This window comes from Haloarchaeobius amylolyticus, assembly GCF_026616195.1.
Classification (GTDB): domain Archaea; phylum Halobacteriota; class Halobacteria; order Halobacteriales; family Natrialbaceae; genus Haloarchaeobius; species Haloarchaeobius amylolyticus.
Window position 1 is genome coordinate 81,560 of record NZ_JANHDH010000002.1, and the last position, 13,434, is coordinate 94,993.

Sequence of the window (13,434 nt, forward strand, 5' to 3'; positions counted from 1 at the left end):
AAGCCGTCATAGCTCAGTTGGTAGAGCACCACGCTGTTAACGTGGTGGTCCCAGGTTCGAGCCCTGGTGACGGCGTAAAATCGCTTCGCGATTTTCCGTCCCGCCGGACGTAGTCCGGCGACGGCGCTCCTCTCGATCGTTCGTTCGATAGTTCCGACTGTCACTCTCTTCCGAAAACAGTCGGTTCGTAATGTTGATACCGCGGCACGGTCAACCCGTACCTGTCGGGCCCTTAGCTTAGTCTGGTTCAAAGCCCCCGGCTCATAACCGGGTGATCGCTGGTTCGAATCCGGCAGGGCCCACCTGAAATTAACCCGTTACTGGGCCGTTTCGGCATCGGGAGCCAATCTAGCTCCCGGCCACGCGTCGGCACGATCTGCCATCTACTGCGTTCATCGACTGGCCTGTGGCTACCGCTTTCTCCGTGGAGCACCAACTGTAGGTATGCCCACGTTCGAGGGGACGTTCGAGATACAGGACAGAACGGACGCACAGGCGGTACGGACGCTCATGGAGGAAGCTTACAACGCGTTTCGCGAGGAGCTACAGGTCCACGGCCGGATGACCGAGGAGTCGAGCGAGGTGTTACAGGAGTTCGAGGTGATCCGCGACGCGACGAGGCGGCCGGCGGCGGGCAGGTTGACCATCGTCTACGAGCGACAGGACGAACCACTGGACGACTGACCGACCCGGCAGTGTCGGGCCGGTTGCGATTCGCTGTCGGCCCATCGCATTGAAGTACCGGACTGACGAGGATGTAGTATATGCCCGGGGCGATTCGAGTCCTCCACGTCGACGACGAGCCGGCGTTTCTGGACCTCACGTCGACGTTCCTCGAGCGGGAGCTTCGCGACGTGGAGGTGGCGACGGCCCGGTCGGTGGAGGCCGCCCTGAGGCGTTTCGACGAGTTCGACCCGGACTGCGTGGTCAGCGATTACCAGATGCCCGACGCGCATGGGCTGGACCTCCTCGAGGCGGTCCGCGAGCGCGAGCCGTCGGTCCCGTTCGTGCTGTTCACCGGACGTGGCTCGGAACAGGTCGCCAGCGACGCCATCTCGGCGGGGGTGACGGACTACCTCCAGAAGGGGAGCGGGCGAGAGCAGTTCGAGTTGCTCGCGAACCGCATCGAGAAGGCGGCAGAGGCGTACCGGACGCGGGCGGCGTTCGAGGAGACCGAGCGGATGGTCTCGACGCTCATCAGCAACCTGCCGGGGATGGTGTACCGGTGTCTGAACGAGCAGGCGTGGCCGATGGAGTTCGTCAGCGAGGGGTGTCTCGACCTGACCGGGTACCACCCGGAGCAACTGGAGAACGACGACGTCGTCTGGGGTGAGGACATCCTCGTCCAGGACGATCAGGCCGCGATGTGGGCGGAGGTACAGGCTGCACTCGACGAGGGCGAGCCCTTCGAGGTCACGTACCGTATCCGGCGGCGCGACGGCGAGGTTCGCTGGTGCTGGGAGCAGGGCCGTGGCGTGTACCGTGGGGGTGAGCTCGTCGCCATCGAGGGGTTCATCACCGACGTGACCGACCAGCGGCGCTACCGGCGACGACTGGACAGCCTCACCGAGACCGCCGGGACACTCCTCGAGACACCCGACCGTCACGAGTGTGCGTGGGTCGCGGTCGAGGCGGCCTGCGAATCGCTCGAATTCCCCATCGCCTCGGTCCGGCTCTACGACGAGGACTCGGGTGCACTGGAGCCGGTCGCCTTCACGGACGACACGGCGGAGACGCTCGAGGGTCGGCTGGCGTTTCCCGGCGAGAACGGGCCGGCGTGGACAGCGTTCACCACGGGTACGGTCCAGTCGATCGCGGACCTCGACGGGGCGGAGAGGACGGTCGATGCGGACGTGGCGGTCCGGTCGCTGCTCGCGCTCCCACTCGGCGAGTTCGGTGTGCTGGTGCTCGCGTCGCCCGCCCCAGACGCGTTCGACGCGGACGACCGGAACCTCGCCCGTATCCTGGGTGCGACGCTACAGTCCGCCGTCGAGCGTGCAGACCGTGAGGCCGCCCTCCACGAGCGCGAGCGCGAGTTGCGCGCACAGAACGAGCGCCTCGAGGAGTTCACCAACATCGTCAGCCACGACCTCCGCAACCCGGTCGGGGTCGCCCGGGGACAGCTCCAGCTCGCCGAGGCGACCGGCGAGGCCGAGCACTTCGAGCGGGCGAACGAGGCGCTCGAGCGGGTCGAATCCCTCGTCTCGGACATGCTGGCGCTCGCCAAACAGGGGATGGTCGTCGGCGAGACCGAGGCCGCCCACCTCGACGTGCTCGCCCACAAGGCGTGGAAGGCCGTCGAGAGCAACGCGGCAGAGCTGGTCGTCGAGTCCAACGTCGGGCTGGTCGCGGACACGAGCCGTCTTCAGCAACTTCTGGAGAACCTCCTCGCGAACGCCGTCGAACACGCGGACGAGGGGGTGACAATCTCGGTCGGGCGACTCGACGACGGTGACGGGTTCTACGTCGCCGACGACGGTCCGGGTATCCCCGAGGCCGACCGGGACGTCATCTTCGACCCGGGCTACAGCACCGACGAGGCCGGCACCGGGTTCGGGCTGGCCATCGTCGAACAGGTCGCCCGCGCACACGACTGGTCCGTCACGCTCACCGAAAGCGACGCCGGCGGTGCCCGGTTCGAGTTCGCGAACGTCACGCTCGCGGACAACGAGTGACACGCTTCGGGTCACGGTCACGGTCACGATCTCCCTGCTGAGTCGCCGACGGCGGTGTGGTACCCAACACCTCGGTCGCGTCACATCGAAATCCTTTTTTGTATCATCGGCGGACTGTAGAGTGCACGCCGCCTTAGCTCAGACTGGGAGAGCACTCGACTGAAGATCGAGCTGTCCCCGGTTCAAATCCGGGAGGCGGCATCCTACCTTCCGACGACTACGCGTCGAGTGACGACCCTGCTCGACAGCGACAGGGTTCCCACCGAACAGAAGGAGGACCGTGTTCACTCCAGCAGTTCTCGGATGATGCGGAGCTCTTCGTCTTTCGAGATGGTGTCGGCTTCCATGCAGGCGTGGACGACCCTGTGGACGAGGTCGGGATCGTCGAAGACGGATTCGTCAGCCTGTTCGGCTTCGTCTTCGGACGCTTCGAGAGCCGTGATGCGGTCTTCGAGTCGACCGATCGTGTCCTCGAGGGCGGCGGTCCTCGTGGCTGCGCTGTCCTCGTCCTCGGCCGGGGAGGACGGGGTGGCCTCTGTTTCGTCTGCGTCGGTCGCTTCGGGTGTCGTCGACTCGGTCGTGGTGTCGGCGGTCACGGATGCCTGGGGTGTCGGTGGCTCGTCGAAGACGCGTTCGACGAACGATTCGCGGTCGTTCCAGTCGAAGCCCTCGATGCTGTTGACCCGGTTGCTCACGGTCGCGGCCGTCACGCCCAGCTGGTCGCCAATCGCCTGTTGAGTCGCGGCCGGTTCGGCTGCGACCACGGCCAGCACCTCGCGCTGGCGCTCGGAGAGGTCATCAGCAGTGGTCGCCGTCGGGTCGTGAGTGGGGTCGCTGTCCTCGCCGTTGCTGCCCACTGGGTCACCTGGGGCTACCGACTCGGGTTCGTCGTCCAGTGTCTCAGGTTCGTCGCCCGTGGGTCCATCCTGGTCCGAGGGCGTGTCGTCGTTCTGCGTCTCGGCTGGCGAGGGGTCGGCTGCGGGCTGGTCACCGTCTGTCGCATCGTCGTCCTCGGCTGCCGGGTCGCCGTACTCCTCGAAGACGGTCTCGACGAGGTCGGCCGTCGCGCTCGGTACCATCGACGCGAGTTCCGCTATCGAGGCGTCCGGGTTCTCGGCGGCGACGTCCAGAATCTGTCTGTGTCGAATCGACTTGGGAAACGAACTCCCGTCCTCCTTTGTACTCGCTCCTGTCATGTTCTCGGTGTGTTCTACAGCCCGTCCAGAGCTTCCAGATGGGTGGTTATAGCTTTGGTAGTGGCTGGTCTGACACGTTCCACGTCTTCTTCTGGAACAACCGGTCTTCGTGGCATCACGAATTGGTACGCACCAATGATAGAGGAAGATGGAGGTCGATCATCCAGGGACCGACAGTCTCTCCGTCTCACGGCGTCGGCCGCCATGCAAGTGTGACGCTAGCACCGGTCGCGGTCAGGTTAGGCCGACTCGCCTCGTACCGTCCAGCATGACAGGGGCGCCCCGACACGGGCCACCAGACGAGACCCCCGACACGACGGAAGATATCGTCTTCCGACGGTACCGACCCGCGGACTTCGAGCGCGTCCGGGACTTTCTGGTCGACACGTACGGGGCGTTCGCGGCGCCGCGGAACTGGACCATCGAGCGCTGGAACTTCGCCCCGTCGATGGCGCGGACGATGAACGGCGTCTCGCGGGCGGACTGGGCGGCCGGCGTCGGCCTCTGGGAGCGCGGGGGCGAACTGGTCGCGGTCGTGAACGCGGAGGGGGAGGCGTCGGGCGAGGCGTTCCTCCAGCGCGGCCCGGACCCGCTCCCCGACGAGGTGTTCGCCGAGGCGTTCGCGTTCGCCGAACGCCACCTCCCGGTCGAGGCGGATGGCCGGCGGGTGCTCCGGTTCCGGATCCCGGTCGGGGAGACGCGACTGGAGTCGCTCGCTCGCGAACGCGGCTACGAGCGCGCGGACTGGCACGAGACCGTCTCGACGCTCCCCATCGAGGACCGCCCCGGCAGCGACCTGCCGGCGGGGTACGCCATCGTGGACGGCGAGGAACTCACCGATGCGGCGCGAGGGCTGGCCCACGCCAGGGCCTTCGAGTACGCCGACACCGCCTACGCCGACCGGACGCCACGGGCCTACGCCGCGATGCGGGCGACGCCGGACTACCGGGCGGACCTGGACCTGTACGTCCTCGACCGCGACGGCGTTCCAGTCTCGTTCGCGACGGTCTGGCACGACGCCGAGAACCGGCTCGGCATCCTCGAACCGGTCGGGACCGTCCCCGCACACCGCCGGCGAGGGCTCGCCAGCGCCGTCATCGGGGCGGGGCTCGACCGCATCGCGGCCGAGGGTGCGACGACGGCGAACGTGGTCTCGGAGAAGCCACTCTACCTCGCGCTGGGGTTCGAGCCGGTGCTCCGGTACGGGGTCTGGGAGAAGACGATGGCCGGCTAGAACCGGCGTACGCGATGGCCGATGCTCGGGACTCCGGGGCAGCCTGCCCTCGGTCAGTCCTCCGTCACGCGGTCGTCCGTCGTCTCCGCCTCCCCCAGCCTGCCCTCGAACTCGCGGAGGGCGCCGTGGACCCGGGAACTCGCGTTCGGGCTGAGGAGGAGGTGTGCCGCGCCGGTCGCGGTGACGCGGGTGACCCAGCGCGCGAGACGCCGGCGGACCGCCCAGCGCGAGTCGAGCGCACACGCGTTGCGCCAGGCGCTGTCGCGGCCTTCGCGGATGGTGCGGATGGAGAGGACCTCGTCGAGGCGGCCCATCGACTCGTCGACCGTGGTGATGCCGGGGGCGTCGTAGTCGGCGGCGAGGGTGTCCTGTGCCTCGTCGACCAGGCAGCGGAGGATCTCGTTGACGGTGCAGTGGTCGGCGTACTTCCGGCGACGGTTCGTCGCGACGCCGGCCTCGTGGAGGGCGAACGCGAGGTCGTAGTTGATGTGGGCGTTGATACCGAGCATGGCGTCCTGCACGACGAGGCAGTCGCCGCGCGCGGCGGCCTCGAAGGCGAGCTGCCAGGGGTCCGAGAGCGCGTCGAGGTCGCCGGTCTCGTAGTCGTACAGCGCCTGCCGGTAGAGGTTGGCGAAGGCGACGAGGTACCGGGCGACCCACTCGCCGTCCTCGAAGGTGCCGCGGTCGATGGCGTCGCCGACCAGTTCGGTCACGCGGGCGTAGATGGAGAGGAAGACGGCGCGGCGGTCCTCGCGCGTGACGAACAGGCGTTCGAGCGCGAGGAGTCGTCGGTGGGCGTCCGCGACGGTGGTGAAGGGGGTCGCGACGAGGGCCAGAACTTCGCGGTCGCCGTCGCGGGGGTCGGTGGCGACCCCTGTGTCTGTCGCGGGCCGGGCGTGACGGACGCCTTCGATGCCGCTTCGAACTCGGTGGGTGCTCGCTCTCGGGCCTGTTCCCCTCATTCTGCAGGGATACGATGCGGACTGAGATAACTATTCGGCGAGGGGACCGGTGGGTTCGACGGTCGGATTCGAGGGGTCAGAAGCCGACTGGGCGGCCGAACGGTCGTTCGGTTCTCCACAAACCTTTTCCGCCGCCGGAGGTACTATTCAAGAGCAATGGCGACAGGTAAGGTTGATTTCTTCAACGACACCGGCGGTTACGGCTTCATCGACACCGAGGATTCTGACGAGGACGTTTTCTTCCACATGGAGGACGTTGGCGGTCCGGACCTCGAGGAAGGCCAGGAGGTAGAGTTCGAGATCGAGGACTCCCCGAAGGGTCCGCGCGCGAAGAACCTGAAACGGCTGTAACCATCGGGACCGGGCCGTCGTAGACGGCACGTACCGACCGATTCTCCATTTATCGACCTCGCCAGCGACGGCTGTGTGCAGTGAGGGTTGTGCGCAGTAACGGTTGTGCGCAGCGACGTGGCCCGCAGGCGCCCCGGAACAGGTCACGCGAGCGAACACACTGGCAATCGTCGCGTACCCTTTTGCCGCTACAGTGGTAACTACTAGCACACTGGGTGGCACGCAGCTATGGCAATCTTCCACAAGGAAAAGCACGCCGGCGAATCACCGTTCGAATCGCGGTTCCGGTGGCGCAGCGGCGCGGCTTCGGGGTTCCTCGCCGCGGGCGTGACCGGGCTCGCCATCACACTGATGGGCCTCGAGACGCTCCAGGTCGCCATCGCGGGGCTGTACGGCTTCGAGGGGAACATCGTGGTCGGCTGGGCGGCCCACCTGCTGCACGGGGCGCTGTTCGGCGTCGTCTTCGCGGGCGTACTGGCCGACCCCGGCCTGTTCGCGGTGAGCGACTGGCTCTGGAAGGTGGTGGTCGCGGGCGCGGTGTACGGTGTCATCCTGGCCGTGTTCGGAGCCGGTATCATCATGCCCATCTGGCTCGGGGCGGTCGGTCTTCCGGCCCCGCCGAGCATCCCGCACGTCTCGGCCTCGCTGGTCGGCTGGCACCTGCTCTACGGGGTGGTCCTCGGCGGGTCGTTTTACTTCCTCGAGGCGGAGTGACCCCCCGGTATCCGTAAACCTCGTATCCTTAGACGCCGTACTGAGGGGTGATGGCGAAAGGTAAGGTTGACTTCTTCAACGACACCGGCGGTTACGGTTTCATCGACACCGAGGACGCGGACGACGACGTCTTCTTCCACATGGAAGACATCGGCGGTCCGGACCTCGAGGAGGGCCAGGAGGTCGAGTTCGACATCGTCGACACCGACAAGGGCCCGCGCGCGAAGAACCTGAAGCGACTCTGAACGACCCGAACAGAACCACTCGGGCGGGGCGAGGGGTGCCACTGGCACCCCGTTCCCCCGCCACCGAGTTCTCCGACGACAGAACCGACAGAGCGCCTGCTTCGGCGGTTCCTCGGGCGTCCGTGCCACAGAGCTATCTCGGAAGGCTTAACGGGTCGGCGCACCTCCCAACAACCGTAATGGCGAAAGGTAAGGTTGATTTCTTCAACGACACCGGCGGCTACGGTTTCATTTCGACTGAGGATGCGGACGAGGACGTTTTCTTCCACATGGAGGACGTTGGCGGCCCGGATCTCGAAGAAGGTCAGGAGGTAGAGTTCGACATCGAGGACGCCCCCAAGGGGCCCCGCGCGACCAACGTCACCCGTCTGTAAGCCGCCGCAGTCTCACTGCGAGTGCTGACGACGAGGACGATACCATTTTTCGAGGACGACACCGACCAGTGACGACGCCGGCGTCCGGCGCGACGTCAGCGGTCCGGCCCGACCTTCTCCGTGACGCGGAAGCCCTCCGGCGGGTGCAGGATACCGGCGACGGTCCCCATCGAGTGGACGAGCGAGACGACGGGGACGAGCGGGAGCACGACCACCCAGCGCAGCGCCTGCTCACCGTAGTAGGCGAGCCCGCGAAGGAACCAGAAGGCGGTGAACGCGGCGAGCGTGAGCGACGCGAGGACGAACAGGCCGCCGTAGACGACCGAGACGCCGAGTAGCGAGAGCGGGACGGCGACCATGGTCACGATGGGCGAGAGCGCCCACGCGTAGTTCCGGACCCGGGTGAGCAGCCGGTAGCGCGCGGGGAGCATCGAGGCGGCGCGGACGTTCCCGGCGGCCCAGCGCCGGCGCTGCTGGAGGATCTCCCCCAGCGAGGGCGGTGCCTCGTTCCGGCAGGTCGTCTCCGCGAGCGCGAACGTGATGTCGTGGTCGCGGGCGGCCGCCCAGACGAAGGCGGTGTCCTCGACGATGGTCTCGCGGTCCCACGTCACCTCGTCCTCGAGGTCGCTGCGGACCGCGATGCCGCCGCCCCACGCGAACAGCGGAATCTGCAGGCGGGCGAACGCGCGCTGTTCGAGCTGGACGCCCATCCGGTAGATGTCGGCCAGGTAGCTGAGCACCGACCCCGTCCGGCGGGGCTGCTCGCGGAGCTGGACCACGTCGGCGTCCGGCAGGCCGTGCCACGAGCCGACGACGCTGTCCTCGTCGAGGTAGCAGACGAACTCGCGGTCACAGGGGACGTTCCGGCGCGCCCACTCGATGGCGCGACCCTTCCGGACGGCCTCGCACTCGAAGTCGTCCGGGACGGCGTGGACCGTCGCGCCGTCGACGTCGATGGGCTCTTCGGCGACGACGTGGACGTCGGTCAGTTCGTCGGGGAGCGAGTCGACCGTCGCCTGTACCACGTCGGCGGCGTCGATGGTGAGGATCCGGACCTGGACGTCGTCCCCGCCGTACTCGGCCGGGGGCGCGTCGTAGCCCTGGCCGACGACGTAGGTCAGGACGACCCACACGAGCGCGGTCGCCCCGAACAGGAGCGTGGTGGACCACAGGGTCAGTTCGAGCAACGTCTCGCCAGGGAGGAACCCGGGTGTCGCCCCGGGTACCACGACGGCCGCCCCGGCGAGCGCCAGGGCGGCGGTGACCGTCAGCAACGCGTATCGTTCGAGCTTCATCACACCCGAGGTGGAGTGCTGGACCCCCTTCAACCGATGACGCCGTTGGCCCGGTTTCACGGCCGTTCAGGCGGGTTAAACGGTTTGAACAGCGGAATCTCGACTGCGTACAAAGCGCCCCGGCCGAGGTGGTTAGGGCCCGGGGTTGCTTGCGTCGTCAGGGTTCGACCAGCCGGGAGTCGTCGTCCTCGCGGGGCGGGGCTGGCGGCTCTCGCGACAGTCCCAGTGCCGGCTCCTCGACGGTGAGGTCGCCCGAGAGCGCGTGCTGGCTGGTCGTGCTGAGGTCGATGCCGTGGGCGCGACAGCGCTCGTGGACCGCGGTGAGGTACGCCGACCGGATCTCCGGGAGGCGGCGCCGGTCCTCCTTGTGGAGCCAGACCCGCGCCGTCACGACGACCGCGGTGTCCGCGAGGTCGGTGACGCGGATGGTCGGCGCGGGCGTGTCGAGGATGACGTCGTTCTCGGCGGCGACCGCCCGCAGGAGGTCGATGGTCGCCGTGACGTCCGCGTCGTACCCGACGCCGAAGTCGTAGGTGATACTCACCGGGTTGTTGACCGTCTCGTTGCGGATGGTGAGCGTGACCAGTTGCGCGTTCGGGATGAGGATGGTCTCGTTGTCGGGCGTGCGGACGCGGGTGACCCGGAAGCCGATGTCGCTGATGGTCCCGGTCACGTCCTTGACGGTGATGGTGTCGCCGACGTTCAGTTTCGGGTCCTGGATGATGAACACGCCGGCGACGAAGTTCGAGAGCACGTCCCGGGCGGCGAACCCGACCGCGAGGGTGACGCCGGCGGCGATGATGGCCGAGCCGAGGAACGCGGTCCGGAACCCGGCCGCCGCGACCCCGCCGAGGACGGCGCCGCCGAGCACGAGGACGTGGACGACCTTCCCGAGCGCCTGTTCGAGCGTCTCGGTGAGACGACTGCGCGCGAGCAGCCAGCGGACGCCGGGTTCGACGACGACCCGGCCGAGCAGGTACAGGCCGAACGCGGCCACGGTGAACTCGAGGACCTGCATCCCGAGGTCGCCGTAGCGCTCGACGAGCGGCCCCGGAGCGAGCTGAGCGACCGCCATACCTGCCTAGTGGCGACCGAGGGCCAAAGCCACAGAGGTACTCGCGGCTGCTGATTCCTCAACGCGGTGTGCCGTCCCGTGGCTGGCACGGTGATTGCCGGTGGTCGTGGCGATTCGGGGGGCTGAAGGGTCGGAGACGGGCCTCGAAAGCGTTATAGTAGCGTGCTCACTCGTTCAACTCGTATGGCGAAAGGTACTGTGGACTTCTTCAAGGAGTCCGGCGGTTACGGTTTCATCGACACTGAAGACGAGGACGACGACGTATTCTTCCACATGGCGGACATCGGGGGCGAGGACCTCGAGGAGGGCCAGGAGGTCGAGTTCGACATCGTCGACGGCGACAAGGGCCCGCGTGCGGCCAACCTCACGCGCCTGTAAGACGGCATCGATCACAGAGAGAGCGACCTTCTTTCGACGCAACCCGACAGTGGCGACGCCGGGTCGGACGTCCGGCCGACCCGCCGCCGACCCGCCGCCGTCTCGCGACCTGGGACGCCCAGCCGCGGCCACGGCGGACGAACGGGCAGTTCCACCCGGCGACGACGTGTAAAGCGCAAAAACTTGTGCTATTATCTCTACTTATGGTCTTATTGTTTCGAAATTCTGGATATCAGTGGCTATCTTTGCGCTAGTAGGCAAGATTTTAGTACATGGGTCCAAAGGTAGGGATGCAGCGGTCACCCGCTGTGCGCTGGAGTCCACTTGCCCACGTCGGGCACGTGTCTCATCGAGCGTTCCCTGCCGATACTCATGCTCAGACGGCGGCCGTGAGTGGCTGCACGGCTGTCGTCCCGTGTCCTACCACAGTCGGCGGTACTCGCTCGACTTCTTCGGAACCCACCGCGTAGCCGTCGCGTTCTCGCTCTCGTCGCTACTACCCCGACAGCAACCGGTCCTCGCGACCCCGGAGCCACACATTGACAAACGTTCTCAACCGTGTGTTACTGCGCACGTACGCATATAATGCCATACTAGGAGTTTGGACTCTCCACCGCATAGATTTATATCGGAGAAATGCGACCTGACATACACAATGAGCGTCCAACAGGCTGTCGCCAAACCGACCTTCGAACCGCTGCCCGAGAACCTCACGTCGCCCCGCGCCAAGCTGGTCTACTTCTTCCTGAAGACGGCCGGCTCGGCGACTGTCGACGAGATTCAGGGTACTCTGGACATGCAGAAGATCGCGCTGCTGAGCGTTCTGAAGTCCCTCTCGAAGGACGGTCTCGTCGAGCGCGACGGCAACGAATACGTCTACGCCTGAGCTGTATTATTCATCTTCTATCATGTTCTCACCGCCCCTCCAGTGGTGACTCCGACGCGAGGTGGCGGCCGTGGTCACCGTCGAAGCCGGTTCCGCTTCGAAGGCTTTATTCACGCTCTCGGCGTCAGTTGCCCGTAATAACCATGTCGGACAAACCCGCCTCTATGTACCGGGAGATCTCCAAGCCCGCGTACACGCGACGCGAGTACATCACGGGCATCCCCGGTTCCAAGATTGCACAGCACAAGATGGGCGACACCGGCTCCGAGCCGGACGACTGGCCGGTCCAGATCAGTCTGGTGCTCGAGGAGGAGTGCCAGATCCGCCACGGGTCGCTGGAGGCCTCGCGGCTCTCGGCGAACCGTCACCTCATCAAGGAGCTCGGTGAGGGCAACTACTACATGATCCTGCGGAAGTTCCCGCACCACGTCCTGCGCGAGAACAAGCAGGCGACCGGTGCTGGGGCAGACCGTGTCTCCGACGGGATGCGTCAGGCGTTCGGGAAGGTCGTCGGCACGGCCGCGCGCATCCAGCGTGGCGAGCGACTGTTCACGTGCTGGTGTACCGTCGAGCAGGCACCCGTCGTCAAGGACGCGTTCCGCCGCGCGTACAACAAGATTTCCCCGCCGTGTCGCGTCGTCGTCGAGCGTGGCGAGGAGAAACTCATCGCGTAAGCGAGCGCTTTTGCTCTCGCGCTCGAACGCCCTCGCATGGTCGACCTCGCAGTCGTCACCCGTGCCGAGACGTTCGAGCGCATGCGCGCGCCACTCGCCGAGCGCGGCGTGTCGGTCGAACACGTCCAGGTCGACGAACGAACGCTCCCGCTCGCGCCCGCCGACGCCCCCTTCTCGCCCGACGACTTCGACGCCGGCTTCGTCTACCCCAGTCGGCTCATGGAGGGCGACGTGGCCGACGCGCTGCTCGACGTGCCGTGGGTGAACGGCAGGGACGCCATCCTCACGTCCCGGAACAAGGCGGGCGTGCTCGCCCGTCTCGGCCAGGCGGGCATCCCCGTCCCAGACTCGGTCGTGGTGTCGAACCCGGTCGACGAGGCCGACCTCGCCGACGCCTTCGCGCACTTCGACCCGCCGGTCGTCCTCAAGCCGAACTCCACGACCCGCGGGGTCGGCGTCGCGAAGGTCCGCGACCTCGACTCCTTCCTCGGCGTCACCGACTACCTCAACCTCGTCCACGACTACCGCGCGACCGGCGACCGGTCGTTCCTGGTGCAGGAGTACGTCCCCGACGCGCGCGACTACCGGGTGATGGTGCTCGACGGGGAGTACGTCGGCGCGGTCGAGCGCCGACTGCCCGACGCGGACCGCGAGGCCGGGCGCTGGAAGCACAACGTCCACCGCGGCGCGACCGCGACCCCGGTCGACCTCGACCCCGAGTACCGGCGCCTCGCCGAGCGAGTGGCCGACGAACTCGATATCACCTTCCTCGGCGTGGACCTGCTGGTCGACGAGGAGAGTGGGAGAGTACTGGTCAACGAGACGAACGCGCGGCCGACCATCGACGACGCGGCCAAGTACGAGCCGGGGTTCTACGACCGGCTCGCGGCGGTGATACGGCGAACCGCAGAAACAGGGTGATGGGCGCTACGTGAGGTCGATGTCGGCGGAGCTGTCCATCCGGTCGAAGACGACCTCGAGGACCCCGTTGTTGTAGGTTGCCGTCGCGGTGTGTTCGTCGACACGCGTGGGAAGCTCGACGCGCTCGTGGTACTGTCGGTGGTCGCTCTCGGCCCCGATGGTGAGCGCCTCACCGTCGCACTCGAGCTTGATGTTGTCTTTCTCTACGCCTGGCAGGTCCGCGATGACGCGGATCTCTTCGTCGGTCTCGTGGATGTCGACGTGCGTGTCTGCCCCGAAGCCAGCGTCGCCTTCGAAGTGCATGTCCATCGACCGATCGCCCATCATCTCGTTCATCATCCGTTCGATCTCCTTGAAGAAGTCGTCGAACGGCTCGTCACGGTCGTCACGACGCATGGACGTGGGTAGCGGGCGTCAGGTGAAAAACCTTCTGTCCCCGACAGTCAGCCCGGTC

16 protein-coding genes and 3 tRNA genes are annotated in these 13,434 nt (G+C 66.7%); 14 read left to right on the top strand and 5 right to left on the bottom strand.

Annotation, left to right across the window (positions count from 1 at the left end; all coding sequences use genetic code 11):
- The first annotated feature begins 2 nt into the window (after window positions 1-2).
- The 5 genes from NOV86_RS12810 to NOV86_RS12830 all read left to right on the top strand — a co-directional run bounded on the left by NOV86_RS12810 (window position 3) and on the right by NOV86_RS12830 (window position 2,876).
- Window positions 3-75 (top strand) — tRNA-Asn (locus tag NOV86_RS12810).
- A gap of 151 nt (window positions 76-226) precedes the next feature.
- Window positions 227-302, top strand: a tRNA-Ile gene (locus tag NOV86_RS12815).
- Window positions 303-444: 142 nt separating this feature from the next.
- Window positions 445-684 carry a hypothetical protein gene (locus NOV86_RS12820; RefSeq protein ID WP_267641854.1) on the top strand — a complete coding sequence of 80 codons (240 nt, stop codon included), beginning with the start codon at window positions 445-447 and terminating at the stop codon, window positions 682-684.
- 80 nt (window positions 685-764) lie between these two features.
- Window positions 765-2,675: a hybrid sensor histidine kinase/response regulator gene (locus tag NOV86_RS12825; protein ID WP_267641856.1), complete on the top strand. Its 1,911-nt coding sequence runs from the start codon at window positions 765-767 to the stop codon at window positions 2,673-2,675.
- A gap of 127 nt (window positions 2,676-2,802) precedes the next feature.
- A tRNA-Phe gene (locus tag NOV86_RS12830) sits at window positions 2,803-2,876 on the top strand.
- 83 nt (window positions 2,877-2,959) lie between these two features.
- Here NOV86_RS12830 and NOV86_RS12835 read toward each other — a convergent pair.
- Window positions 2,960-3,871 carry a sigma factor-like helix-turn-helix DNA-binding protein gene (locus tag NOV86_RS12835; RefSeq protein WP_267641857.1) on the bottom strand — a complete coding sequence of 304 codons (912 nt, stop codon included), beginning with the start codon at window positions 3,869-3,871 and terminating at the stop codon, window positions 2,960-2,962.
- Between the two features lie 268 nt (window positions 3,872-4,139).
- Between NOV86_RS12835 and NOV86_RS12840 the strand changes: the two genes are divergently transcribed.
- Complete coding sequence (locus NOV86_RS12840; protein WP_267641859.1) at window positions 4,140-5,105, top strand: GNAT family N-acetyltransferase; 966 nt, start codon at window positions 4,140-4,142, stop codon at window positions 5,103-5,105.
- Between the two features lie 53 nt (window positions 5,106-5,158).
- Here the strand turns inward: NOV86_RS12840 and NOV86_RS12845 are convergent, their stop codons facing one another.
- Window positions 5,159-6,067, bottom strand: a complete 909-nt coding sequence (locus NOV86_RS12845) for a DUF5995 family protein (protein WP_267641861.1) — start codon at window positions 6,065-6,067, stop codon at window positions 5,159-5,161.
- 156 nt (window positions 6,068-6,223) lie between these two features.
- On the opposite strand from NOV86_RS12845, the gene NOV86_RS12850 reads away from it, so the two are divergent.
- From NOV86_RS12850 to NOV86_RS12865, 4 genes are all read left to right on the top strand, one after another.
- On the top strand, window positions 6,224-6,418 hold the full coding sequence (locus tag NOV86_RS12850) for a cold-shock protein (protein WP_267641863.1): 195 nt from the start codon (window positions 6,224-6,226) through the stop codon (window positions 6,416-6,418).
- Between the two features lie 228 nt (window positions 6,419-6,646).
- Window positions 6,647-7,132, top strand: coding sequence for a hypothetical protein (locus tag NOV86_RS12855; RefSeq protein WP_267641865.1), 486 nt, complete (start codon window positions 6,647-6,649; stop codon window positions 7,130-7,132).
- Window positions 7,133-7,182: 50 nt separating this feature from the next.
- Window positions 7,183-7,377 (top strand): cold-shock protein, encoded by a 195-nt coding sequence (locus NOV86_RS12860; protein WP_267641866.1) that lies wholly within the window; start codon window positions 7,183-7,185, stop codon window positions 7,375-7,377.
- 179 nt (window positions 7,378-7,556) lie between these two features.
- Window positions 7,557-7,751: a cold-shock protein gene (locus tag NOV86_RS12865; RefSeq protein WP_267641867.1), complete on the top strand. Its 195-nt coding sequence runs from the start codon at window positions 7,557-7,559 to the stop codon at window positions 7,749-7,751.
- 95 nt (window positions 7,752-7,846) lie between these two features.
- On the opposite strand, the gene NOV86_RS12870 is transcribed toward NOV86_RS12865, so the two are convergent.
- On the bottom strand, window positions 7,847-9,046 hold the full coding sequence (locus NOV86_RS12870) for a glycosyltransferase family 2 protein (RefSeq protein WP_267641869.1): 1,200 nt from the start codon (window positions 9,044-9,046) through the stop codon (window positions 7,847-7,849).
- A gap of 157 nt (window positions 9,047-9,203) precedes the next feature.
- On the bottom strand, window positions 9,204-10,121 hold the full coding sequence (locus NOV86_RS12875) for a mechanosensitive ion channel family protein (RefSeq protein ID WP_267641871.1): 918 nt from the start codon (window positions 10,119-10,121) through the stop codon (window positions 9,204-9,206).
- 183 nt (window positions 10,122-10,304) lie between these two features.
- On the opposite strand from NOV86_RS12875, the gene NOV86_RS12880 reads away from it, so the two are divergent.
- From NOV86_RS12880 to NOV86_RS12895, 4 genes are all read left to right on the top strand, one after another.
- Window positions 10,305-10,499 (top strand): cold-shock protein, encoded by a 195-nt coding sequence (locus tag NOV86_RS12880; RefSeq protein ID WP_261649763.1) that lies wholly within the window; start codon window positions 10,305-10,307, stop codon window positions 10,497-10,499.
- A gap of 655 nt (window positions 10,500-11,154) precedes the next feature.
- Entirely contained in the window at window positions 11,155-11,385 is a 231-nt protein-coding gene (locus NOV86_RS12885; RefSeq protein ID WP_267641872.1) for a TrmB family transcriptional regulator, read from the top strand.
- 143 nt (window positions 11,386-11,528) lie between these two features.
- Complete coding sequence (locus NOV86_RS12890; protein ID WP_267639363.1) at window positions 11,529-12,059, top strand: 50S ribosomal protein L16; 531 nt, start codon at window positions 11,529-11,531, stop codon at window positions 12,057-12,059.
- A gap of 36 nt (window positions 12,060-12,095) precedes the next feature.
- Window positions 12,096-12,980: an ATP-grasp domain-containing protein gene (locus NOV86_RS12895; RefSeq protein WP_267641873.1), complete on the top strand. Its 885-nt coding sequence runs from the start codon at window positions 12,096-12,098 to the stop codon at window positions 12,978-12,980.
- A gap of 6 nt (window positions 12,981-12,986) precedes the next feature.
- On the opposite strand, the gene NOV86_RS12900 is transcribed toward NOV86_RS12895, so the two are convergent.
- Window positions 12,987-13,376, bottom strand: coding sequence for an Hsp20/alpha crystallin family protein (locus tag NOV86_RS12900; protein ID WP_267641874.1), 390 nt, complete (start codon window positions 13,374-13,376; stop codon window positions 12,987-12,989).
- Window positions 13,377-13,434: the final 58 nt, after the last annotated feature.

Bases quoted from the DNA above. Each gene is read 5' to 3' on its own strand.
- NOV86_RS12835 (WP_267641857.1), bottom strand. From the start codon at position 3,871: ATGACAGGAGCGAGTACAAAGGAGGACGGGAGTTCGTTTCCCAAGTCG.
- NOV86_RS12900 (WP_267641874.1), bottom strand. From the start codon at position 13,376: ATGCGTCGTGACGACCGTGACGAGCCGTTCGACGACTTCTTCAAGGAG.
- NOV86_RS12865 (WP_267641867.1), top strand. From the start codon at position 7,557: ATGGCGAAAGGTAAGGTTGATTTCTTCAACGACACCGGCGGCTACGGT.
- NOV86_RS12860 (WP_267641866.1), top strand. From the start codon at position 7,183: ATGGCGAAAGGTAAGGTTGACTTCTTCAACGACACCGGCGGTTACGGT.
- NOV86_RS12895 (WP_267641873.1), top strand. From the start codon at position 12,096: ATGGTCGACCTCGCAGTCGTCACCCGTGCCGAGACGTTCGAGCGCATG.
- NOV86_RS12820 (WP_267641854.1), top strand. From the start codon at position 445: ATGCCCACGTTCGAGGGGACGTTCGAGATACAGGACAGAACGGACGCA.
- NOV86_RS12885 (WP_267641872.1), top strand. From the start codon at position 11,155: ATGAGCGTCCAACAGGCTGTCGCCAAACCGACCTTCGAACCGCTGCCC.
- NOV86_RS12840 (WP_267641859.1), top strand. From the start codon at position 4,140: ATGACAGGGGCGCCCCGACACGGGCCACCAGACGAGACCCCCGACACG.
- NOV86_RS12845 (WP_267641861.1), bottom strand. From the start codon at position 6,067: ATGAGGGGAACAGGCCCGAGAGCGAGCACCCACCGAGTTCGAAGCGGC.
- NOV86_RS12880 (WP_261649763.1), top strand. From the start codon at position 10,305: ATGGCGAAAGGTACTGTGGACTTCTTCAAGGAGTCCGGCGGTTACGGT.
- NOV86_RS12890 (WP_267639363.1), top strand. From the start codon at position 11,529: ATGTCGGACAAACCCGCCTCTATGTACCGGGAGATCTCCAAGCCCGCG.
- NOV86_RS12850 (WP_267641863.1), top strand. From the start codon at position 6,224: ATGGCGACAGGTAAGGTTGATTTCTTCAACGACACCGGCGGTTACGGC.
- NOV86_RS12855 (WP_267641865.1), top strand. From the start codon at position 6,647: ATGGCAATCTTCCACAAGGAAAAGCACGCCGGCGAATCACCGTTCGAA.
- NOV86_RS12870 (WP_267641869.1), bottom strand. From the start codon at position 9,046: ATGAAGCTCGAACGATACGCGTTGCTGACGGTCACCGCCGCCCTGGCG.
- NOV86_RS12875 (WP_267641871.1), bottom strand. From the start codon at position 10,121: ATGGCGGTCGCTCAGCTCGCTCCGGGGCCGCTCGTCGAGCGCTACGGC.
- NOV86_RS12825 (WP_267641856.1), top strand. From the start codon at position 765: ATGCCCGGGGCGATTCGAGTCCTCCACGTCGACGACGAGCCGGCGTTT.